General features: G+C 69.1%; 16 protein-coding genes. 1 reads left to right on the top strand and 15 read right to left on the bottom strand.

Annotated elements, in window-relative coordinates:
- Positions 1–70 precede the first annotated feature (70 nt).
- The 10 genes from tssH to HUW53_RS01540 all read right to left on the bottom strand — a co-directional run bounded on the left by tssH (position 71) and on the right by HUW53_RS01540 (position 15,567).
- A complete protein-coding gene (tssH, locus tag HUW53_RS01495) occupies positions 71–2,857 on the bottom strand; it encodes a type VI secretion system ATPase TssH (protein WP_237343971.1) in 2,787 nt (928 codons plus the stop codon).
- 216 nt (positions 2,858–3,073) lie between these two features.
- Entirely contained in the window at positions 3,074–3,589 is a 516-nt protein-coding gene (locus HUW53_RS01500; RefSeq protein ID WP_237343972.1) for an Hcp family type VI secretion system effector, read from the bottom strand.
- 235 nt (positions 3,590–3,824) lie between these two features.
- Complete coding sequence (locus HUW53_RS01505; protein WP_237343973.1) at positions 3,825–4,169, bottom strand: hypothetical protein; 345 nt, start codon at positions 4,167–4,169, stop codon at positions 3,825–3,827.
- The gene (locus tag HUW53_RS01510; protein ID WP_237343974.1) at positions 4,166–6,028 is read right to left on the bottom strand and encodes a tetratricopeptide repeat protein; all 1,863 of its coding nucleotides are present in this window, start codon (positions 6,026–6,028) and stop codon (positions 4,166–4,168) included. Before HUW53_RS01510 ends, HUW53_RS01505 begins: the two co-directional genes overlap by 4 nt.
- Before the next feature lie 2 nt (positions 6,029–6,030).
- Positions 6,031–6,702: a DUF3540 domain-containing protein gene (locus HUW53_RS01515; RefSeq protein ID WP_237343975.1), complete on the bottom strand. Its 672-nt coding sequence runs from the start codon at positions 6,700–6,702 to the stop codon at positions 6,031–6,033.
- Positions 6,703–6,710: 8 nt separating this feature from the next.
- A complete protein-coding gene (locus HUW53_RS01520; RefSeq protein ID WP_237343976.1) occupies positions 6,711–9,350 on the bottom strand; it encodes a type VI secretion system Vgr family protein in 2,640 nt (879 codons plus the stop codon).
- Positions 9,351–9,380: 30 nt separating this feature from the next.
- A complete protein-coding gene (locus tag HUW53_RS01525; RefSeq protein WP_237343977.1) occupies positions 9,381–9,785 on the bottom strand; it encodes a DUF4150 domain-containing protein in 405 nt (134 codons plus the stop codon).
- A complete protein-coding gene (locus HUW53_RS01530) occupies positions 9,786–10,895 on the bottom strand; it encodes a pentapeptide repeat-containing protein (RefSeq protein ID WP_237343978.1) in 1,110 nt (369 codons plus the stop codon).
- Positions 10,888–14,064 carry a DUF2169 family type VI secretion system accessory protein gene (locus HUW53_RS01535; RefSeq protein ID WP_237343979.1) on the bottom strand — a complete coding sequence of 1,059 codons (3,177 nt, stop codon included), beginning with the start codon at positions 14,062–14,064 and terminating at the stop codon, positions 10,888–10,890. Before HUW53_RS01535 ends, HUW53_RS01530 begins: the two co-directional genes overlap by 8 nt.
- 120 nt (positions 14,065–14,184) lie before the next feature.
- On the bottom strand, positions 14,185–15,567 hold the full coding sequence (locus HUW53_RS01540; RefSeq protein ID WP_237344132.1) for an aminotransferase-like domain-containing protein: 1,383 nt from the start codon (positions 15,565–15,567) through the stop codon (positions 14,185–14,187).
- A gap of 126 nt (positions 15,568–15,693) precedes the next feature.
- Here HUW53_RS01540 and HUW53_RS01545 point away from each other — a divergent pair, with 126 nt between their 5' ends.
- Positions 15,694–16,554, top strand: coding sequence for a DMT family transporter (locus HUW53_RS01545; protein WP_237343980.1), 861 nt, complete (start codon positions 15,694–15,696; stop codon positions 16,552–16,554).
- A 143-nt stretch (positions 16,555–16,697) separates the two neighbouring features.
- Here HUW53_RS01545 and HUW53_RS01550 read toward each other — a convergent pair whose 3' ends face one another.
- The 5 genes from HUW53_RS01550 to soxC form a co-directional block, all read right to left on the bottom strand.
- Positions 16,698–18,341 (bottom strand): methyl-accepting chemotaxis protein, encoded by a 1,644-nt coding sequence (locus tag HUW53_RS01550; RefSeq protein ID WP_237343981.1) that lies wholly within the window; start codon positions 18,339–18,341, stop codon positions 16,698–16,700.
- Between the two features lie 296 nt (positions 18,342–18,637).
- On the bottom strand, positions 18,638–19,906 hold the full coding sequence (locus HUW53_RS01555) for an NAD(P)/FAD-dependent oxidoreductase (RefSeq protein WP_237343982.1): 1,269 nt from the start codon (positions 19,904–19,906) through the stop codon (positions 18,638–18,640).
- Positions 19,907–19,910: 4 nt separating this feature from the next.
- Positions 19,911–20,420, bottom strand: a complete 510-nt coding sequence (locus HUW53_RS01560; RefSeq protein ID WP_237343983.1) for a DsrE family protein — start codon at positions 20,418–20,420, stop codon at positions 19,911–19,913.
- A 124-nt stretch (positions 20,421–20,544) separates the two neighbouring features.
- On the bottom strand, positions 20,545–21,345 hold the full coding sequence (locus HUW53_RS01565) for a c-type cytochrome (RefSeq protein WP_237343984.1): 801 nt from the start codon (positions 21,343–21,345) through the stop codon (positions 20,545–20,547).
- On the bottom strand, positions 21,329–22,558 hold the full coding sequence (gene soxC / locus HUW53_RS01570) for a sulfite dehydrogenase (protein WP_237344133.1): 1,230 nt from the start codon (positions 22,556–22,558) through the stop codon (positions 21,329–21,331). The genes HUW53_RS01565 and soxC overlap by 17 nt, the downstream gene beginning before the upstream one ends.
- Between the last annotated feature and the right edge of the window lie 58 nt (positions 22,559–22,616).

Here is a 22,616-nt window from a genome sequence, read left to right on the forward strand (position 1 = left end):
GATCATGCGCCGCCCGGAGGTCGTCCGCGGTCGAGGGATCGTGCGATGCCGCATCCACGCGCGCGCAACCCTATGCCAACGCCTCTTCCGGCACCGGGTCCGCATCCTCCGCCACCCGATCGGCGGACAGGGCGGCCGCCAGCGGCGCCGCTTCGCCGGACGCCGTGAAGCGATAGACGAAGCGGCCGTCCGCGCCCACGTCCACGAACACGCCGTCGGTGGCCTGCTCCTGACTCATGCGGGCGAGCAGCTCGGTGGCAATCTCCGGCAGCAGGGTGCGCGAGACGATATGATCGATATTGCGGGCGCCGCTCTCCACCTCGGTGCAGCGCCGGGCGATCTGCTCCACCACTTGGTCGGCATAGCCGAAAGCCATTTTCTGGCTGTCGGCCAGCCGCCGCCCGACGCGGTCGAGCTTGAGCCGCACGATCTCGCCCAGGGTGTCGCCCAAGAGCGGATAGAAGGGCACGATCTGCATCCGCGCCAGCAGGGCCGGCTTGAAATAGCGCGACAGGGTCGGGCGGATGGCGGCCACCAGTTCATCGGTGGCGGGCCGCTCGGCGCGGGTGCCCATTTCGGTGATGAGGTCGGTGGCAAGGTTGCTGGTGAGGATGACGATGGTGTTCTTGAAATCCACCACCCGGCCTTCGCCGTCGGAGAGAACACCCTTGTCGAACACCTGGTAGAACAGGTTCAGCACTTCCGGGTCGGCCTTCTCCACCTCGTCCAGCAGCACCACGCTATAGGGCCGCTGGCGCACCGCCTCGGTGAGGATGCCGCCTTCGCCGTAGCCCACATAGCCGGGGGGCGAGCCCACCAGCTTCGACACCGTGTGGCGCTCTTGGAACTCGGACATGTTGATGGAGACGAGGAAGCGCTCACCGCCGAACAGAAGATCCGCCAGCGCCGTGGCAAGCTCGGTCTTGCCGACACCCGACGGCCCCACGAACAGGAACACCCCCATGGGCTGGGTGGGGCTGTTGAGGCCCGCCTTGGCCGCCCGCATGCCCTCGTCGATGGCGTCCACCGCCTGGGCCTGCCCCTTGATGCGCCGCGACAGGTTCTCGGCCAACGCCAGCACGGATGCCGCCTCGTCGCGCACCATATTGCCCACCGGAATGCCGGTCCAGTCGGCGATCACCTGGCCCACCGTCTCCGGCGTCACCTCGTAATGCAGGAGGCCGGCGCGGCCCTGATGGGCGCGCAAATCGGCAAGGGTCTGCACCAGCGCTTCGCGCAGCTCGGCTTCACGCTCCACCATGGGCTCTGGCTCCGGCGCGGCGTCGGCCGCCTGCTCCTGAGCACAGGTGTTAAGCTGCTGGCGCAGCTCCAGCACGCGGTCCACCAGGAGCTTTTCCGCCTGCCAACGGGCCTCCAGCACCGCGATGTCGGCATGGAGCACGGCGATTTCGGTGGCGATCTCCGCGCAGCGCGGATCTTCCGCGGTGCCGAGCGTACTGCGGTCGCGCTGAAGGGCCGAAAGCTCACGCTCCAGCACGGCGATGCGCCGCTCGTTCCCCTCCAGCGCCCGGGGACGGCTCGACATGGAGAGCTTGACCCGCGCACAGGCGGTGTCGAGCACGTCCACCGCCTTGTCCGGCAACTGGCGGCCCGAGATGTAGCGGGCCGAAAGCTGGGCCGCCGCCATCACCGCGTCGTCGCGCACATAGACGTTGTGGCTGCGCTCGTAGATGGGCCGCAGGCCCCGCAGGATGGTGGCCGCGTCCTCCGGGCTCGGCTCGTCGAGCTTCACCACCTGGAACCGGCGTTCCAAGGCGGCGTCCTTCTCGAAGTATTTCTTGTATTCGCTCCAGGTGGTGGCGGCGATGGTGCGCAGCTCGCCGCGCGCCAGGGCCGGCTTCAACAGGTTGGCGGCATCGCCCCCGCCGGCCGGACCACCGGCGCCCACCAGCATGTGGGCCTCGTCGATGAACAGGATGATGGGCGTGGGCGAGGCCTTTACCTCCTCCACGATCCCCTTGAGGCGGTTCTCGAATTCGCCTTTCACCCCGGCCCCGGCCTGGAGCATGCCGAGGTCGATGCCGATCAATTCCACCTGTTTCAGGAAATCGGGCACATCGCCCTGGGCGATCTTGAGGGCCAAGCCCTCCACCACCGCCGTCTTGCCGACGCCCGGCTCGCCCACGCAGATGGGATTGTTCTTCCGCCGCCGTCCGAGAATGTCGATCATCTGCAGGATCTCGCGGTCACGACAGAAGACCGGGTCGATCTTGCCGGCGCGGGCGAGCGCGGTGAAATCGGTGGCGAAGCGGCCGAGCACGCTGTCGGGTGAGCGGCCGGGAGCCCCTGCGCCCCCGCGCGCACCGCCGGCAGCAGCCGGGGTCGCGGAGGATTTCGCCTCGGACGACGACGCCAGGAGATCGTGAAACCTCGCCTTCAACTCCGCGGCGGGCACCCGGCGGAGCACATCCCACCAGTCCGCGAGACCGAAGCGGTTGGTGTTCTGAAGGATCGCCAGCAACACCGTGCCCGAGCGCACCGCCCCTTGGGCGAGTTCCACCGAACCAATGAGCCAGGCGTCGGTGATGACCTCGATCAGGCTGGAGGCGAACACCGGGCGTCCGGGATTGCCGGCCTTCATGTCCTCCACCGCCCGCTGCAGACGGCGCTTGAGGAGCGGGACATCCACCTCGAAATGACGCAGCGCCAGCGGCAGGTCGCGGTCGGCGTCGTCCACCATGGTGAGCAGCAGATGCTCGACGGTGACCTCGTAATGGCCCCGTCCCACGGCAAGGCCGGCGGCGGTCTCAAGCGACCGCTTCGGATAGACGCCGAGCCGATCCAGAAGTGACTTGAGATCGAGCGACAGCATGTTCACGACCCTCGCGATGCGCATGGACCGGCCCCGCGGCGCGGCCCGGTGACTGGAAGCGGGTGACCCCGCAGAGCGGCCCCTGCGGTGAACGAAGCTCTGGGCAGCAAGGCGGATGGCCACGCACCCCCGCCGGCCTCACGGCGGCGCGCCGCGCAGAAGACCTTAGAATCCGTGACCTCTCAATGACATTGACGCGCGCGGCCGGGCTCGATCGCGCCGGCCGCGCGCAAAAGTGGATCAGCTGCCGGTCTTGCGCCAGTCGTCGGAACCGGAGGTGCCGGCCTTCTCGTGCGTCCAGGTCACCTTGCGATAGGTGAAGGCCCACTCCTCCATGTCCTGCAGCTTCGAGTTCTCCGACATCAGGACATTCGGGATCATGCCCTTGCCGTCCACCAGCACGGCGTCTTCCCACTTGATGGTGAAGTATTTTTCCTGCTGGCCGGCGGTCGAGGTGCGCCAGAAGGACAGCGTGACCTCCGACAGCACTTCGCCGGTCGAAAGCGCCTGCCACAGCAGCGGCGACGCCTTGTCCTGATACTTGGTGATGGTCGCGGGCTGGTGCACCCGCGAGCCGGTGGGCTGACCCGACTGCGGGTCGCGGGGAATGATCACGTTGGAGGAAAACGCCTGGACGATGCACTCGTCCTCATGGCCCTCCTGCCAAATGTTGCCGACGCTATCGCTGGTGAAGGCACCCTTGCTGATCAGGCCCTGTTTCGTACCCGTGATGGAAATATATGCGGGTTGCGGCATTTCATCCTCGATCGATCATCGCCGGCCATGTTCCGGCGTGCCGAGTTACGCAATACCGGTGCCATTTATGTTTCAGAATGACGTCAACCTCATTCGCATGGACCAAGCCTTGTCTTTGCAGGAGGCGGACATCACGCTCACGACTTTGCGATGACTTTTCCGCCGCACCCGGACTGCGCAGATTTCCGCGCACCCCCGGCAAGTGCGCAGCGGCCCGCCCACCCCAAGCCACCTGTCAGTTCCCCGGCTCCACCGGTCCCAGCGGGATCAGCCGGCACGCCACGTTCAGGAAGGCGCGGGTCTTCAGATCGAGGATCGCGCTGGCCTCGCAGCGGTAGCCTTCCAGGCCTTCAAGCACTTCACCGGAGACGGCGTACAGCAGGGCCGCCCGCCCCTGATAGGCAAGGGTTTGCCGCGGCGCGTGATGCAGGCGCAGGCGCAGCGTCCGGCCGCCATAAGTCCCTTCCTGCCAGATCGTTTCACGGTGCCCGTCCGGGTATCTGGCAATGCCGGTACGCACTGCCCGGGAAACGATCATGTCCCGAGGATCCACGTCCCGTTCGAGCGGTTGCCAGATCATCCCGCGTCCTCCTGCGCCAAATCCTCAAGGGTGGCCGTGGGGGGCGGCGCCTGCCGCTCGGGCGTCTCGCGGGCCGCGACGACGGCGGCGACCTCCGCCAGCGCTTCATCCCACCGCCCGGGCACCGGCTGGCGCGCCACACGCAAGGTGGGATACCAGAGCGCGGTTCCCCCTCGGTGGGCCCAGGTCCACGGCAGATGCGGCGGCACGGCCACGATCCCCTCGCGTCCCAGCGCGCCCGCCACATGCAGCGCAAGACTGTCCACGCCGACGGTGAGATCGAGCTGCGCGACCGCCGCCACGAGATCACGGGCATCGGCGAAATGGGCGCCCGCGTCGACGATCTCGGGGTGCGCCGCCAGTTGCCGCCGGGCCCCGTCAAAGACGAGTGACACCCACGTGCCGCCCCCCGCCGGCCGGCCCCCCAACGCGGCCACGAGGGCCTCCAGCGTGAGACCCGGCGCCGCCTCGTCCCACACCAGGCCGACCAGCGGACGGGGGAAATCCGCAAGCCCGTGGCCCCAGGCCGCGTTCCGCCCCACCTCGACCGCAAGATAAGGAATGGTGGGTCGCCCGTCGCCATCGCCGCCGCGGGGCATCGGCACGCGGACCGGCAGATCGGACAAAGGCACCGCCTCCCGCGGCGCGGGCGCGGGCGTCGGCGCAAGGCCCACCACGCCCGCCAGCAGCGGCAGAAGCTCGGGTTCCGCATGACATGCCATGCGCCCGCCCGCCGGCGCCAGCCGGGCCGCGAACCGCGCCAACGCCAGCGCTTCGGCCGCCGCCATGCCGAGCGGCACGGTGACGGCGGGGGTCGGCAGCGCCTCGGCGGGGGGCGGCCACGCCTCATCCATCCGGCCGAGGGCCAGCAGCAGTTCCTCCCGCAGCGCCGGCGCCGAGACCGCGCCCGGCACCTGCCGCGCCGCGATCTCGACAAAGGACAGCGCCTTTTCCAGATCCCCGTTCAGGCGCACCAGCATGGCCATGCGCACCAGCAATTCGGCATCGCTTGGCGCGCGCCGCAGCAGCGCGCCGAACAGCGCCAGCGCCTGGGCGCCCTCCCCCATCAAGGTCAGACGGGTGGCCAGCAGATGGTTCGCCTCCACATGGTGCGGCGCGGTGGCCACGATCCGGCGCAGGTGGCGCTCGGCCTCCGCCCAGCGGTTCATTTCCGCCAGACGACGGGCGAGCAGCAGCGCCGCGGCGGGATCGGTCGGCCCCAGCAGATAGAGCTGGCGCGCAAGCTCGAGCGCCTCGTCCCGGTTCTGCAGGCGCGCGAGCACATCGGACAGCAGGGTCAGGTCTTCCCCATCGCCCGGCCGCAGGGCCAGCGCCGCGCGCAGGGCCCGCGCGGCGGCGAGCGGCGCCCCCTCCAGAAGCGCCAGCCGGCCGGCGAGGGCATGGCCTTTCGCCATCACCTCCGCGCGCCCCTGGCGCCGGCCGAGATCAAGCAAGGCCTCGGCCTGGGCGCGCACCCCCGCCCCGTCGCCGGCCGCGAGCAAAACCGCGGCGAGCGCCTGCCGGTGGCCGGCGCCGTCCGGTTCGAGCGCGACCGCCCGCTCCAGGCAGAACCGCGCCTCCTCGTTCCGGCCCGCCAGACGATGGGCCGCGCCGAGGTTGGCCACGATGTCGGCGCGGTCCGGACGATGGCTCGCCAACGCCCCGAGCAGCTCGAACGCCGCGTCCCCCGCGCCCCGCGCGAGCAGGGACACGCCGCGCAGGCTCAAGGCATCCACATGGCCCGGCACAACCGCGAGCACCTCGTCGATCAACACATCCGCCGCATCGATCTGGGCCGCCGACAAGAACCGCCGCGCCGCCTCCAGGGCGCCCGGCGGGTCGATCACCATGCGCTCCATGCTCAGCCCACCGTCACGCGGGTGCCGTCGAAGCGCAGGTCGTCCTTGGCCACCAGCACCGCGCTTTGCGCCGTCTCCACCGACACTTCCTCCACCCGCCGCACGGAGGTGCCGACCGCGCTGACATCCGTGCCCCGCACGCGGGTGGTGCGCTCTCCCGCCTGCACCGCCATTTCATCGGCCGCGGTCTCGGTGCGGCGCGCCGTGGTGCGCAGAAGATCGGCAACCAGGGTGGCAAGTCGCCCCACCAGGCTGAAGGACGTCGCGAGGATGCGCACATTCTCGCCCTCCAGGCGCGCGTCCCGCGCCCGCAGCGCAAGGCTCGCCTCGGCCGTGATGGCGATGTCCGGCGCCGACAGCGCCACGCACCGGGCATGGGGCACCGACAGCGTCATGGTGTCCGGCAGCAGGCGATCCAGGATCGCGAGCACGAACGCCTCGCCATCCACCCGCGCCACCAGCACTCTGTCGCCCACCTCCGGCGCCAGCACGCAGCTCAGGCTGCGCTGGGCCCACAGGCATTCGTCGCCGACGGTGACGCCCACCTGCTGCGCCGCATCGAGCGCGAACACCCGGCCCGGCACGAGGCCCGGCATCGCCGCCGGCGGCTGCGGAGAGCCCGCCGCGGAAGAAGAAAGGCGGCCCTGAGCGCCGCCCGTGTCAGTGCCGCGCATGCTTTCACCTACATGATGTTGTAGAGGCCGGGCATGGCCGTCATCATCCCCATGGTCTGGGACATCATCGCGCCCGATTCGACCGCGGTGCTCGCGACCTTCGAGGCGACCGCCGACACGACCGAACTGGTGCCATTCACGATGAATTTCAACGCCGAATTATCATAATTGGCGGAAACCATCTTGGTGAGCGCGGCGCCGATGGTCACCTTGCTGGTCTCAAGCTTCAAATCGGTCGTCACGATCTTGACGTCGGTGTTGACGAGCTTCAGATCCGAGTTGGTGATCTTGGTGGCATTGCCGGCGATAAGGTCCATCTTGATGCCGACGATGGTCTCCAGTTTCATGCCCAGCTGGAAATTTGTGGTCATGGCGAGTTTGATGGACTCCTCCGTGCCGAAGAACACGGAGAAGGAATTGCCCTGCGTGTACTTGGTGGAGTTTCCATAGACCCAGTCGTAGGTGTCGCCGTCGGACTTCGTGGTCACCGTATTGGTGGCGTGGATGAGAATGTCGGCCGGGCTGGTGGTGGTGACTCCGGTCGGATCGGTGTAGGTTCCGGCCTCGATGGTCACGCCGTTCAGGGTGGTCAGTTTATACTGCCCCTTGTCGACGGTGTGCACGGAATCGCCGCCTGCGGTCTTGGTGGTGTGGCCGGCGCCGAATTTCGTCAGCCCCGCGCCCTTCACATTGATGTTGAGGTCGTCGTCCGAATACAAAAGGACGCCCTTACCAGACCAGTCATGGCTGGTCGCGCTGACCTTGGACTTCTCCTTCGCCGACTTGGACGACGACGCCTTGTCTCCATAGGGGTCGTCCTCATTCTTGTTGGCATTGTCCGTCTGCGTCACTGACGAGGTCGTATATTTCAACCCCGACGCGGCGCCGGAATCGTCCGCATGGCCGCCAAGGCGCAGATAGGTGCCGGAAGCGGCGCTGCTGGAGGGCGGCGCATCGGTCACCGCCTTGGGAATGTCGAAGCGCATGTAGCGCGTGGCCGACTTGTTGGCGCCATCCTGCATCTCCATCAGCAGACCGCCCGTGGTGCGCAGCACGTTGGTGGTCTGGTCGCTGGAAGTGACGGGATCGGCGTTGTTCTGGTTGAACGCCGCCCCGAGGATGACCGGCCGGTCGGGGTCGGCGTTCACGTAGCCCACCAGCACCTCGGTGTCGCGCACCAGAGGGAAGTGCAGCCCGCTCACCACGCTGTCGGCGCTGGAGCCGGCATAAGGCTGGGCCTGGCGGACCGGCGCGCTGCCCTTGCCGGCGGTGTTGCGGCTGGAGGTCTCGTTATAGCCGAGGCCGAGGCGGTAGCGGCCGGAACTGTCCAAGGCGGCGCGGGTGGCGCTGGTGTCCTCGGCCTCCACCATGGCGTTGAAGACCCCGGCCATCACCGGCCGCGGCGTCACCCGCCGCGGCCGGAAGGTCTGGCTCTTCTTGATGGCCGTGAAGCGGTTGCGATAGGGCATGGAGGCGGTGTTGGCGGCATAGCCGAGGGCTCCCGGCTTGCCGGCCTCGTGGCGCATCTCAAGCACCACATAGTCAGTGTTGAAGGCCGAAATATCGTGCCCCGTCAAGGCGAACACCTGACCGGCGCCGAGCTCGCAGGCGGTGCTCTCGCAGGCAAAAATGCTGCTCTGCCACGCCTGTTCCTGGGCCCGGATCTCAACCAGGGCTTCGCCTTCGTCGCGGGTGAGATAGTGGTCGCCATACTCCACCACGCCGCCGACACCATCGGCCGGGGTCTGCGTGCTGCTGACCAGCATGTCCGTGTCCGGCTTGTCCTCGCTGAAATCACGCAGCTTGAAGGCTTTCAGCGCCGGCCGCGCCACCCATTCCAGCGCGGTGACCGCCGCCTGCGTCACCGCGACGGTGGCCCGCGCCGGCTTGAAGCCGAGCGACCCCGCCGCGGACGCGGGAAAGGCCGCGTTGTCCGCCGCCACTACCAGCTTGTCCTTGACGGTTCCCGCCGTTTCGATCACGTCGAAGAAATAGAAGACCCCATAATGCTCACAGACACGCGAGAAGAACTGAAAATCGCTCTCATTGAACTTGGTGATGTTCGTCCGCTTGTAGTTTTTCGAAACTGAATCCTGGATCTCATAATCAAGGCTCACGCCACGATCCGTGACCGTCGCATTGGCATAGAGGGAGCCGGACAGGAGGCCATCGAGCAGATCCTTGACGCCGAGCGCGCTGTCGGGCGCGAACACCGCGCTTTGCCGGCTGCGATCCAGCAGCGACAGGCGCGGGCCGATGACCACGGCGTACGTATAGCTGTTCACATCGATCTTGTTCAGCAGCCGGAATTCCAGCACCACGCCGCCGAACACGCGCGTTTCCCCGTTCTGCTTCACCTGGAACCAGGCCGGCTTGCTCACCACGCTGGAGCCGGTGAGATCGCGCATGACGACGAAGAACGCCTCCAGGCGGAACGAGCGCGATACCCCCTCCTCGGCGGTGAAGGCCTCGCACTCATAATCCGACAGGCTGAGTTCGGGGATCGAGAGCTGGAGCTGCAGGCGCACCAACGGCGCCCCACCGCCGCCGGGGGCTGGCCCACGCGGTTCAAGCTCTGGCGCCGGCCGGTCCCGGTCTGGCGCATGGGTCGGCGTGGACGCGGCTTCGGCGTGCTGAGATGTGGACATGGCGTCTGCTCCCGATGGCGTCGCGGCGGCTCAGCGCAGCGACATCAGCTTCACCTGGGACGGGGAAAGGGTCATGCCCGCGGCATTCGGGCAGACGCCGTTCTGCTTGGTGGGCGAGGTCATCTTGATGGCCGGCGTACCGCCTACAAAAAAGTTGGTGGAGCCCATGGCCGCCGCCACCGGCCCCATGTCGAGATTGGACACCATGCCGAGGCCGAGACCGGCGTTGTCCCCATTGGACAGCGGCTTCTGGGTCACCAAATTGTGCGCCGGCATGCAGGTGAGACAAAGCTTGGTCTGGGTCGGAATGGCCGTGTTCGACAAAGCGATGTCGGGATAAGGGATGGGAACGATGGCCGGCCCCACCGGGGTGCGACACACGTCGGGAAAGGCCATGTCCATGGCCGGCAAGGGGCCCTGCGACGTCACGAACATCTAGTCTTCCTCCTGCCACGGGCGCACCCGCTGCGGCGCGTAGAGCTCCGCCACCGCCCGCGCCGGCTCGGTCTCGGTCACGCTGCCGGAGGCATCGAGCCGGGCGAGGCCGGTCAGCGAGGCGCGGTGGAAATTGGTGCGCAGGAAGCGGGCGCGCGAAGCGTCGGCGCCGTCGAGCCGCGCCTGCGCGAACTGGGTGTAAGCGAGGTTCGCGCCGGTGAAGCGCGCGCCCGGCGCCTGCGCCTGCGTCATCACCGCCATTTCGAGATCGGCGCCGGAAAAGTCGGCGCCGCCGAGCCGCGCCTGCATGAAATTGGCATTGTCGAGCCGCGCGCCGGTGAAACGCGCGCCGGACAGGTCGGACTTCGAGAAATGGGCCGCGCTCGCCGCCGCCCCGGAGAAATCGGCGCCGCGCGCCGTGCATTGCAGGAAGAAGCTGCCGGCGATGTCCATCCCCGTCAGCACCGCGCCCGTCAGGTTCGCGCCCATGAGATTGCAGCGGGCGAGCCGCACCGAGGTCAGATCGCGCTCCGACAGGTCGGCATCCGCCAGAAGGGCGCTCTCGCAGGAGAGGCCGTCGAGGCGGGCCGCGCGCAGATCCGCCTTGGAGACGAACAGCCGCTGCGCCGCGACACCCGAAAGGTCGATCTCCGCGATGGTGCAATCCAGCAGCACGGCGCCGTTCAACTGTGCGTCGGCGAAGCGCGCGGCGGTGAGATCACATTGCAGGAAAGTCGATTCGGTGACCGTGGCGCCCCCGAACCCGGCCGCCGGCATCGCGCATGCGATGAATGTCGCCTTCTCGATGGTGGCGCCGGCGAAGCTCGCGCCGCTCAGGTCGCACCGGATGAAAATGGTCTCGCGCACCACTGCGGCGCGGAACACCGCGGCGGTGAAGTCCGCCTCGATGAACTGAACAGCGCCAAGGCGTGCACGATCGAACCGGGCGCTGCGGAACGCTGTCTTGGCGATGCAGCCGGCGGACAGGTCGCCCGTGTCGCTCCAGTCGGTCAGCGCGAAATCGCCGTCCTGGAACAGCAGGTTGAAGCGGACATGGGCCAGAAGCTCCGCGCGCGCCCGAGCGGCCTTCTCCTGGGCGGTCTCAGTCATGGACCGTCTCCAGCGCCAGCGGCGAGTTCAGCAGGTGAGCGAGCGTGAAATCGGCGGCGCGCAGATCCGCGTCCGTCAGGTCCGCGCCGAACAGATTGGCATGGCGGAAGGTGGCGCCCGTCAGGTTCGCGCGATGGAGCTGCGCCTCCATGAGCTGGGCTCCGGCGAGGTCCGCGTCGGCCAGATTGGCCCCGTCCAGCAGAGCGAAGCGCAAGCTGGCGAGATGGAAATCCGCGCCCGCGAGCTGCGCCGCGTTGAACACCGTGCGCTCGCAGATGGCCCGGCGGAACACCGCGCCGGTGAGATCGGCGCCGTAGAAGCTGGCCTCGCTGGCGAGCCCCTCCGAGAAATCGAGCCCAGACAGGAGGGCGCCGCCCAGGAACGCGCTGCCGCGCCAGTCGGCCCGAACCGCGGACACCCCCGGCGCCGTCAGCTTCAGCAGCGAGCAACGATCGACGAAAGACCCGTCGAGACATGCCCCGGTGAAGTCGCCCTCCATGATCTGGCAGCGGCGTAAGGTCGCCCGCTCCAGCCGGATGGCGGCGGCCTTGACGCTCATGAACAGGCCGTCCTCGAAGCGCGCCTCGGTGAAATCGGCCCCCGTGAGGTCGCACGACAGGAAACGGACGCCGGTGAACACCGCCCGCCGCGCGCTCGCGCCCGTCAGGCAGGCCTCCAGCAGCAGCCCCTCCGACAGCCGGACCCCGTCGAGGCGCATGTTACGGCCGCTCACCGCGCTGAGGTTGGCGCCGGTGAGGTCGGCGTCGGTGAGGTCGGCATGGTCGAGCCGCGCCTGCGTCAGCACCGCGCCGGAGAGATTGGCGCCGCGCAGCCGCGCGTTGGCGAGGTTGGCGCGCTCCAGGAACGCGCCCGACAGATCGAGGCCCGACAGGTCCGCCCCGGCCAGGTCCACCCCCGCCAGATCGCGCCCCGCCAGCGTCAGTCCCGCCCCGAGCTGCTCCAGCACGGCATCGCCGAAGCGCCGGGCGACCCGCGGCGCCAGCGGCACCTGGGGGTAGCTGGACTTGGGCGCCATCCGGCGCAGCTCGGCCACGCCGGTCTCGAGCCGCGCTTCCGCCGCATCCACCTGGCGCAGCGCATCCGCCACCGCCGCGTCCCGGTGGGCACTCAGATCCTGAAGGTCCACAGCGCCGGCGGCGGCCGCGCCCGCGGGAACAAGTCCGGCCAAAAGCCTGTCGATGGCCTCGCTCGGGTGCACCGCGCCGAGGCGCGGCAGCAGGTCTTGGATCTGCCGCCCGGCCTCGCCCAGCTTCTCCTTCGCCGCCATCACCTGCGCCGTCACCACCTGCGCCGCCGCCGGAGCGGCGTCAGGGTCCGCCAACAGCGCATCGAGCAGCGCCGTGACCGACGGCCCGACGGCCTCGGCCGCGCGCTGTCCCGAAGCCGGGTCCGCGGCGGGCGGAGACGGCAGCTCCATGCCGGCCGCAGCATCCAGCGCGGCGCGGGCCGCGGCGAGCGGGCGACCTTCCGGCAAGCGGAGACAGCGCGCCAGGGCGGCGGCCAGCACGGCGGCATCGTCCCCGCCCTTCAGATTGTCCGCGAGCAGCCGCCGCCAATCCGCAGGCCCCGCGTCGCCGGGCAGGGCGGCGGATGCCACCGGCGGCAGCAGCGCCGCCAAGCCTTCCGGCAGGGCCCCTTCCGGCAGGGCCGCCCCACCGGCCGCGTGGGCCTGATCGAGTTCACCCGCCACATCCTGCCCCGTCAGCGGCACCAGGGCCGCGAGCAGCGCATCCACCTCGCGCGGGCCGGCATCGGGCGCCTGCAAGGCCTGCATGGCCTCCAGCACCGGCTGGCCCCGCTCCGCGAGAGCGGCCGCGTCGGCATGGGCCTTGGCGCCTTTCGCCTCGATCAGGTCCAGCATCTCGCCCAGGTCGAAATCGCCCGCCGCCAGTTCCTCCGGCGTGGGCAACGGCATCGGCTCCGCGGGCGGAAGAGGCGCCGGTCGCAGGATCTCGGGCACGCCGGCGGCATCGAGGGCGCGGGTGGTGACATAGGCCATCGCCTCCGCCTGAAGCTCCGCCTGCTGCTGCGCGCGGGCCAGGCGGGCGGCGTCGCGCCGCGCGATCTCCGCCGGGTCCTTGGGCGGGGTGAGCTGCCATTCGGAGAAGGCAAAGCGCGGCGCGGTCTCGGGATCGCAGCGCACCCGCCGCACCTCGGCATAATGGCTGAGCGGGCGGGGCGGCGCGCCGAGCCGCTCATAGGCCACCATCACATCGGTGACGTCCCGCCCTTCGATATCCGCCACCGGCAGCACCCCGTGCCAGGCCAGGATGCCCCGCCGGGCGCCGGCCACGAGCCAGACCGTATCGAGGGCAAGGCCCACCTCGCTCCAGGCCGCGTCGCCACGGCCGACAAAGGCACGCGGCGCGATGCCCGGAAGCCGCCCCTCGATCAGCGGCGCATCGGCGGAAAAATTGTGGAGCCAATAGGGCTCGTCGCCGTTGAGATAGCCGGGCAGCCATTGCTCGCGCGAGGCGACCATGAAGAAATCGGGGTGGATGTCGTCGGCCAAGGCGGGAGCGACGTCGCGCGCCCAGGCCGCGTCATAGGTGCCGGCCAACTGCTGGCGGCGCGGATCGAGCACATCCAGGGGGCCGAAGGCCATCGGCTCGGGCTGGTCGAGGATGGTGTGGATGAGGGCGCGCGGATCCTCGATATTGGGCAGGGGGATCGGCCCGCCGGCGCCGATCCGGTCGACCGCGCCGAAACCGAGCCCCTCCCCGTTGCCCGGATGCCCCGGTCCGCCGAAAGCCCGCGCGCGGGACAGCAGAAGGTCCGTCAGCGGCTGCGGATCGGTGGGCAGATAGCGCCCGCCGGCGTCGGTCGTCCACCAGCGGTCGCCGAAAACCGCAAGGCGCCGGTGCACGCCGCCGATGCGGGCCTCCAGCAGCAGCGCCCCGGCATCCGGCGCCTGGACGCGGCCGGCGATGAGCATCTCCGCGCGCGGCTTCGGCATCCCCATGTCGAGGGGAGTCCCCGGCGGCAGCGCCGCTGCCGCCATGGTCCACAGCCCCTGCTCGCCATCGAGCCGGGAGGAATCGGCGAGGTCGAACGCGACCAGGACGGTGACGATAAAGCGCCCGCCGTCGCGCCGCCGCTCCACCTTGTGGAGCAGTCCCAGCGTGCGCGGCTTGATCATCAAAGGCATCGGGGCTTCTGCGAAGGCTGGAACGCACGGGAGCGCGATCCTTACGGACGGTTCTTTACAGCCTGACGACGGAACGGCCTGAAACCGCGGCCCGCGCCCGCCCCTCGCGGGGGCGCCGCCTCACCGCAGGGCGCGGCCGAGAACGGGCAGCACCTCGGGCGTCATCTGCGCCACGTTGAAACGCATGAAGTCCGGGGCCGACCGGCCGACGCTGAAGACATTGCCGGGGGCGAGCACCACCCGTTCCCGCAACGCGGCCTTGGCCACCTCGGCCGCATCCCGTCCATCGGGCAGGCGGCACCACAGGTAGAAGCCGCCGCGCGGCAGCGTCCACGGCCGGATGCCCAGCCCCTCGAGCTGGCCGAGCACCTCGCGCCGCCGCTTCGCCAGCCGCCCGCGCAGGTGGGCGAGATGCTTGCGGTAGCTGCCATCGCCAAGGGTGCGCAGAACCAGCTCCGCCGCCACCGGGCTCGGCCCGCCAAATTGCGTCGCCACCTGGAGATCGACCAGCCCTTCCACGAGCTCCGGCCGGGCCACGACATAGCCGCACCGCGCCGAGGCCGAGAGGGTCTTGGAGAAGCTGCCGATGCGGATCACCCGGCACAGCCCGTCGAGGGCGGCCAGCCGGACCGAGGGCTCCGGCTCGAAATCGGCAAAGATCTCGTCCTCCACGATGGTCAGGCCATGGGCGGCGGCGATCGTGAGAATCTGGTGGGCGCCCTTCGGCGACAAGGTCGCGCCGGTGGGGTTGTGAAGGGCGGAATTGGTGACATAGAGGCGCGGCCGGTGGGCGGCCACGAGCCCGGCGAACAACTCCAGGTCCGGCCCCGCCGGGGTGTAGGGCACGCCGATAATCCGCGCGCCATGGGTGTGCAGAACCGCCTGAAAGTTGAAATAGCAAGGGTCATCCACCAACACGGCATCGCCGGGCTGCAGCAGGAACCGGCAGACGAGGTCGATGGACTGGGTGCCCGACATCGTCAGCAGGATCTGTTCCGCCCCGGCCTCGATCCCTTCCATGGCGAACTGGCGGGCGAGCAGACGGCGCAGGTCGCGGCTGCCACGGGTGGGACCATAGTCCGACAACACCGGTGCATTCGCGTGGGCCAGGGCACGCAGCGCCCGCCGCAGGGCGGCCTGGGGCATCCAGTCGGCCGGCAGCCAGCCGCATCCGGGACGCAGCATATCCGGCTCCGCATCGAGCGATTGCCGCGACACCCACAGCGGATCGATGGCGCGGTCAAGCGCTGGCGCCGCATCCCGCAGAACAGCCGCCGGCACCGCGCCGCAGACAGAGAAGCCCGAGCCCGGACGGGATGCGATCAGCCCTTCCGCGACAAGCCGGTCATAGGCTTCCACCACCGTCGAGGGAGACACCTGCATGGTCCGCGCGAAACTGCGGATGGAGGGCAGCTTTTCGCCCGCCGTCAGGATGCGGGCCGCCACGCGCCTGCGGATTTCCGCGGCGACCGCCTCGGTGCGGCCGGGGGCTTTTCCCGTGATGGCATCCGCAATCGCCAACCGTATGGCTCCTATAACCCTTACTGTTCGGACCTACCGTATGGCTGTGTGGCTGTTGTCGCAATGACCCGCGCGCTATCGCCACTGGAGAGATGCGGAGGGATCGTCATGGGGCGCGGATCGGACGGGTGGGGCAGCGGCCTTGTCGGCGTCATCATCTTCAGCGGCTCGCTGCCGGCGACGCGGGTCGCGGTCGCCGGCTTCACGCCCCTGTTCCTCACCTCCGCCCGCGCGGTGATCGCCGCCCTTCTCGGCGCGGCGCTGCTGCTCGCGCTGCGCCAGCCTCGCCCGGCGCGGGGGGATGTCGGCCCCCTCGTCGTGGTGGCGCTCGGGGTGGTGATCGGCTTTCCGCTGCTCACGGCGCTGGCGCTGCGGCAGGTCTCCGCCGCGCACGCTTTGGTGTTCATCGGCCTCCTGCCGCTGGCGACCGCCCTGTTCGGTGTCATTCGGGGCGGGGAGCGGCCACGGCTGGCGTTCTGGCTGTTCGCCGGCCTCGGCGCCGCGGCGGTGGTCGGCTTTGCTTTGCTGGGGAACGGTGACGCCACCTTAGGCGGCGATCTGCTGATGCTCGCCGCCATCCTGGTCTGCGGCCTGGGCTACGCGGAGGGCGCCCGCCTGTCGCGGCGCCTGGGCGGCTGGCAGGTGATCTCCTGGGCGCTGGTCGCCGCCTTGCCGCCCATGGCGGTGCTGGCGATCGCGACGCGGCCGGGCGGCTGGAGCGGCATCGACGGCGCAGCCTGGCTCGGCCTCGCCTATGTGTCGGTCTTCAGCATGCTGATCGGCTTCATCTTCTGGTACCGCGGCCTTGCCCGCGGGGGCATCGCCGGGGTGGGCCAGCTCCAGTTGCTCCAGCCGTTTCTCGGGCTGGCGCTCGCCGGGGGCCTGCTGGGCGAGCCGATCGCCTGGTCCATGGTCGCCGTGAGCCTGCTGGTGGTGCTGTGCGTGGCCGGCGCGCGACGGTATGCCTGACCGGCCGGCCACCGCGAGGCCGTCCGCCGAAGGCGGGACGGCTGCAACCCGTCGCAGCATTCATCCCCGGCGTGAAACGCCGACACCCCGGCGCGGCGCGAGAGCCGCGCCGGCGGCCCCCGTCCACCGACGCCTGTTGCGCCTCAGGCGGCCGCGAAGTCCGCGACGAAGGCGTCCACCACCGTGCGCAATTCCGCGGCCTGGCTCGACAAGCCCGTGGACAAGGTCATCAACTGCGTGGACGCCGCCCCGGTCATACCCGCCGCCTGCCCCACGCCGGCAATGCTCTGCATCACCTGATGGGTGCCAGTGGCCGCCCGCTGGCAATTGCTCGCGATCTCCGCCGTGGCCGCGCTCTGTTCTTCCACGGCGCCCGAAATGGTGGAGGCGATCTCCTTGATGTTGGAGATGATCTGCGCGATCCCGCCCATGGATTGCACCGCGCCGGTGGTGGCTTCCTGGATCTCGGAAACCTTGCCGCCGATCTCCTCGGTCGCCTTGGCGGTCTGGTGAGCCAGTTGCTTGACCTCCTCCGCCACCACCGCGAAGCCCCGGCCCGCCTCGCCCGCGCGCGCCGCCTCGATGGTCGCGTTCAGCGCCAGAAGGTTGGTCTGATCGGCGATGGTCTTGATGAGGTTGATGACATCCCCGATGTCCGACGCCGCCACCGCGAGCGCCGAGATGCGGGTGTTGGAGGTCTCCGCCTCGCCATAAGCGGTGTCGGCGATCTGGACGGAGTGCTGCATCTGCCCGCTGATCTCGCGGATGGAGGCCGCCATTTCCTCGGAGGAGGCCGCCACGGTCTGCACGTTCGAAGCGGCATCCTCGGCGGCTCCGGCAACCACCTGCGCCTGCTGCGAGGTCTGCTCGGCGGTGACGGACAGGCTCTTGGCGGCATCGGCCACCTCGCCGGACGAACCCGTGAAACCCGCCGCGAGCTGCTGCATGCGGGAGACGAAGGCTTCCGCCAGCTTCTCGCGCTTGGCGCGGTGCTCATGCTCGGCCACCTCGCGGGAGAGGGACTCCCGCTTCAACCGTTCGCCCTCCCGCATCCGGTCGCGCATATAGAGCACGCTCTTGCCGATGGCCCCCATCTCGTCCGAGCGCGCGGCGGTGGCGATCTCGACGTCGAGATTGCCGTCGCCGATGGCCCTCAGGTCCGCCGACAGCGCATCGAGCGGGCGCGTGAGGGAACGGGAGAAGAAATACGCCGCGGCAAGCAGGACCAGGAGGATACCGGACGTCATGACGCCCAGGACCCGGAGCCGGGAATAAAAGGTCGTGTCGAGATCATCCACATAGACCCCCGTCAGCACCACCCAACGCCAGGGCTCGAAGGGCGCTTCATAGGTGATCTTCCGCACCGGCGTGCGGTCGGGTCCGGGCTTGGGGAAATAGAAACTGGTGAAGCCACCGCCCGCCTTGGCATTGGCAAGCTGCTGCTGAACAAACAAACTCCCGTTGGAGTCGGTCTCGTTGATGCGCGCCTTGCCCTCCAGGTCCGGGCGTGTGCCATGGAACTCGGTCACCCCATCATAGGTGTACATGAAGAGGTAGTTTGTTCCGTCGAACCGCGTCTGGTGGATCAGGTCAGCGGCGCGCTTGCGCGCCTCCTGGTCGGAGATGAGGCCGTCGCGGGCCGCCTGATCGAACGCCTTGATCTGCGACACCGCAGCTTCGACGACGTGCTGAACCTCGCGCTTGCGCTCTTCGAGCATGACGCTCCGCAGGTCCGCCAGCATCAAGGCCGCATTGCACAGCAGGCCGACGATGAACAGCGCAATCAAAAGCAGAATTCTGAATTTGATCGAAACAACTCGCATGACCAGCCCCCGCCTGGCGAATCGACGCCCCCGCGGCAATACTTATCCCCTTTTCACACCATGCCTACCGATGCGCCGCAGGAAGCCGCCGCCGCCGGGCCAAAAGCGCGGAAAAGTCGCAGCATGACAGTGGCATACAGATGAAAACGTAGGCACTTTGAAGCCCGATCAGGGCGAATGAATACCAAACGGCACGACGGGCAAACCGCGTCACGAATATTTCCCACCCCGGCCGCAAACCTGCATGAACACAGGGATCTTCAGCCGAAGATTTCCGCCGCCAGGCCCGTGGACCAGCGCTCACCCTCCACGACGCCGGCGCGGCGCACATCGGCGGCCTCGCCGGTCTGCGAAATGAAGCGCTCCACCTCGGTGATCCGCCCGTTGGCCGGGACGTAGACCCCGCCCACCTTGACCGCATCGTCGGCGGCGATGAGGCTCCAGCAGATGTTCGCATAGCGCGCCTCGGGCGCGGGCCGGTCCGTGAGCCCCGCGCGCACCGCCCGTGCCGCCACATGGGCCTGACTGTTGGCGGCGAAGGCCGACTTGGGCATGTCTCCGGCAATGGCGGCATCGCCCAGGATGAAGACGTTCGGGTCCATGCGCGAGACCATGCTTCCTCCATCGATGGGGCACCAGCCGGACCGGTCGGCGAGCCCCGCCGCCCGCGCGATGGCGCCCGCGCTCTGGGCCGGAATGACATTGACGAGGTCGGCATGGGCGTAGGTCTCGAAGCCGGTCACCACGGTGCCGGTCTTCGGATCGACCGACTTCAGGCCGTCGGCGATGTCGGGCGCCATCCACTCGATCATGCCGGGGTAGCGGGCCTCCCATCCCTCCTGGAACAGGCCCTGCTTCGAGAATTTGTCCTTGGGGTCGATGATGAAGATCTTGGCGCGGCCGCGCCCGGTCGCTTTCAGCCGCTGCGCCATCAGGGAGGCGCGCTCATAGGGCGCCGGCGGGCAGCGATAGGGATTGGGCGGGGCGATGATGACGATGACGCCCCCGTCGGGCACCGCATCGAACTTGCGGCGCAGAAGCCGCGTCTGCGCCCCGCCGGTCCAGGCGTGGGGCATGATCTCCTCGGCCGCCTGGCTCCAGCCGGGAACGCAATCATAGTCCAGCGCGATGCCGGGGGAGAGAACGAGCCGGTCATAGGCCAGACGCCCCCCATCGGCGAGGACCACCTCGCGCCGGTCCCGGTCGATGGCGCCGGCGGCCTGCGGCACCACGGCGACGCCGGCCCGCGCCAGACCGTCATAGGCGTGCACCAGGCTGTCGAACGGCACGAGGCCGCCCAGATACAGGTTCGAGCGAAAGCACGCCGTGTATGCCGGACGCGGTTCCACCACCGTCACCGCGAGCGCGCCGGCGCCATCGGCCGCGAGGGCGCGCGCGACGGAGGCGCCCCCCGCCCCGCCGCCGACCACCACCACGCGCGCCCGCGCCCGCCCCAGCACCGCGGGCGCGGCCACCGGCAGCAGCGAGAGTGCCCCGGCCCCGAGCAGGGCGCGACGGGTGAGCGCCATCGGCTCAACCGACCTTGAGGTAAGCGAAGCCCTTGTTCTGCAAGGCCCCGACCGTCGCCACGCCCGACGGGACGAAGGCGATGTAGGGTGCCGTGCGGGCCTTCTCATGGGGGATCTTGTTGCGCTCGAAGGTGAAGCTGCACAGATAGACCTTCAGCCCGTTCTTGGAGAGCGCGTCTGTCTTCTCCGCCAGCTGCGGGTCCAGCGTTTCTTTCTCCCATAGGGTGCCGTCGAGGCTGTCGAGGAAGAATTTCACGCCGCCCGCATGGGCGACCAGCGCGATCTGGATGGCGAAGGGATCGGCGCCGTAGGCCGCATAATGATTGCTGATGTTGTTGAGGGTCTGGGCGAACCGGTTAGGGTCGCCATAGTCGCAGTGATAGAGGCAGGCGGTGTCCGCCTCCTTGGCGATGTCCTTTGTCTGGAGCAGGTTTTGTGCGGCCTCCGCGGCCACCGGAAGGGCTCCGGCCAGGGCCATGGTGCCGAGGAAGGCCCGGCGGTCAAAATGCGGCATCGTCTCCTCCCACTTCCAGCGCTTTGCGCGCCTTTGTCTTAAGCTTATCACCCGGCGGCCCACGCGGAACGGATCTTCAACCGGCATCGGTCCGGTGGACACCGGACGTGGCAAGCCGCGTTCATCATTCCAGATTGCCTTTGGGCGGGTCGGCATCGGGGGTCACGTTCAGGACCTGGGCGCGGGCGGTCACATGCACCGCGCCCGCGCAGTCGGCCATGCATGGGTCGTTCTTCCAGAACGCCTTTTCAGCGGTCTCGCGGTCGTCGTCGAAGAAATTTGGCTGGTTGGGCAACTCCACCTTGGGGAAATTGTCCTTCGACAGCACATAGTCTTCCGGCACCAGATCATTGAGGTTCAACAGATAGGCGACGATGGCATAGGTATCGTCCGCCGTCAGCGACTGGTTGTTGCCGAAGGGCATGGCCCGGCGGACATAATCGAACACCGTCGAGGCATAGGGCCAGAACGAACCGATGGTCTTTTCCGGCCGGTCGGATTGCAGCGTGCCGCGCCCGCCCGCCAGCACCGGCCAGCGGCCGGCGCCCTCGCCAAACTCGCCATGGCAGGTGGCGCAGTTCTGCAGGAAGAGGTCTTCGCCGCGCCTCACGGACCCCGCGCCGGCGGGCAGGCCCTCGCCATCGGGCCGCACATCGATGTTCCAGGCGGCGATCTCCTCCGGCAGGGCCGTGCGGCCGAGGCCGATCACCGGAGCGGAGGCGGGCGCGGAGGCGGGCGCGGAGGCAGGCGCGGGGCCGGGTGCCGGCACGTTCACCGCCTGCTGAAGCTTGCCCGTCTCCCCCGTCTTCTGCGCCGCCGTGCCGGGCTCGGCGGGGGCGGCGGGATCGGCGCCGGCGGGCAGCACCGCCAGACCGACGGCGCCCGCCACCGCCACGGCGAGAAGCGCTTCAGCCGACTTCCACATTTTCCGTCTCCCCGTTGCCGCGCACCAGCCAGGTCTGGATGCCGTTGTTGTGATAGATGGAATTGGTGCCGCGCACGGCTCTCAGCTCGGCCTTGGTGGGCTGCACATAGCCGCTGTCGTCCATGGCGCGGGACTGCACCATCAGTTCCTGCCCGGACCAGTCGAAATCGAGATAGAAACGGGTCATGGCCATCGGCATGGCGGGCCCCTCGATGCGGGCCGTGGTCCAGTTGCGCCCGCCATCCAGCGACACATCCACCCGCCGGATGGTGCCGCGGCCGGACCATGCGATGCCGGACATCACATTCGGCCCCTTGAGCTTCAGTGGCGCCTGGGGGCTCGGACTCGTCACCACTGATTTCGCATCCATCACGAAGGTGAAGCGGCGGGAGCGACCGTCCGCCAGAAGGTCGGTGTATTTGGACGTCTCTTCCCGCTGCTGCCACGGCTGGTCGCCCACCTTGAGGCGACGCAGCCATTTGACCCACATGTTGCCTTCCCAGCCGGGCACCACGAGCCGCACCGGATAGCCCTGCTCGGGGCGCAGCGCCTCGCCGTTCATGGCGAAGGCGACGAGACAATCCTGCATGGCCTTTTCGAGCGGGATGGAGCGGGTCATCACCGCCGCATCCGCCCCCTCGGCCAGCACCCATTTGCCCTTGGGATTGACCCCGGCCATGTCGAGCAGGGTCTTCAGCGGCACGCCGGTGTAAAAGACGTTGTGGATCATGCCATGGGTGAACTGGCAGCCATTGAGCTGCGCGCCGCGCCACTCCATGCCGGAATTCGCCGCGCATTCCAGGAAATAGGCCCGGTTCACCCGCCCCGGCATGCGCTTGATGTCCTCCAGGGTGAAGACCAGGGGCCGGTCCACCATGCCGTGGATCATCAGCCGGTATTTGTCGGGGTCGATCTCCGCCTCGCCCCCATGGTGGCGCACGAAGCACAGGCCATTGGGCGTGATGACGCCGTCGAGCGCATAGAGCGGGGTGAAGCTGACCGAGCTTTCATGGCTGGCGGTCAGCCAGTCCACTTCCCGGCGCACCACGTCCTTCTCGAAGACCGAGGGCTTGCCATAGGGGTTGGCGTTCACCCCCGCGCCCAGCATCTTCGTCCACTCGGGCACCGGCACGATATTGGGGTCCGGGCCGGCTGCCGCGACGGCGCCGCCGAAGGCCGACCCGGCCCCCGCCGCTGCGGCGCCGGCCCCCATCCCCGCCGCGGCGAGGAAGCGGCGCCGGGAGAGGATGGACCCCGCCCTTCCGGGGGAC

The sequence above is a fragment of the Xanthobacter agilis genome, assembly GCF_021730435.1.
GTDB classification, from domain to species: domain Bacteria; phylum Pseudomonadota; class Alphaproteobacteria; order Rhizobiales; family Xanthobacteraceae; genus Xanthobacter; species Xanthobacter agilis.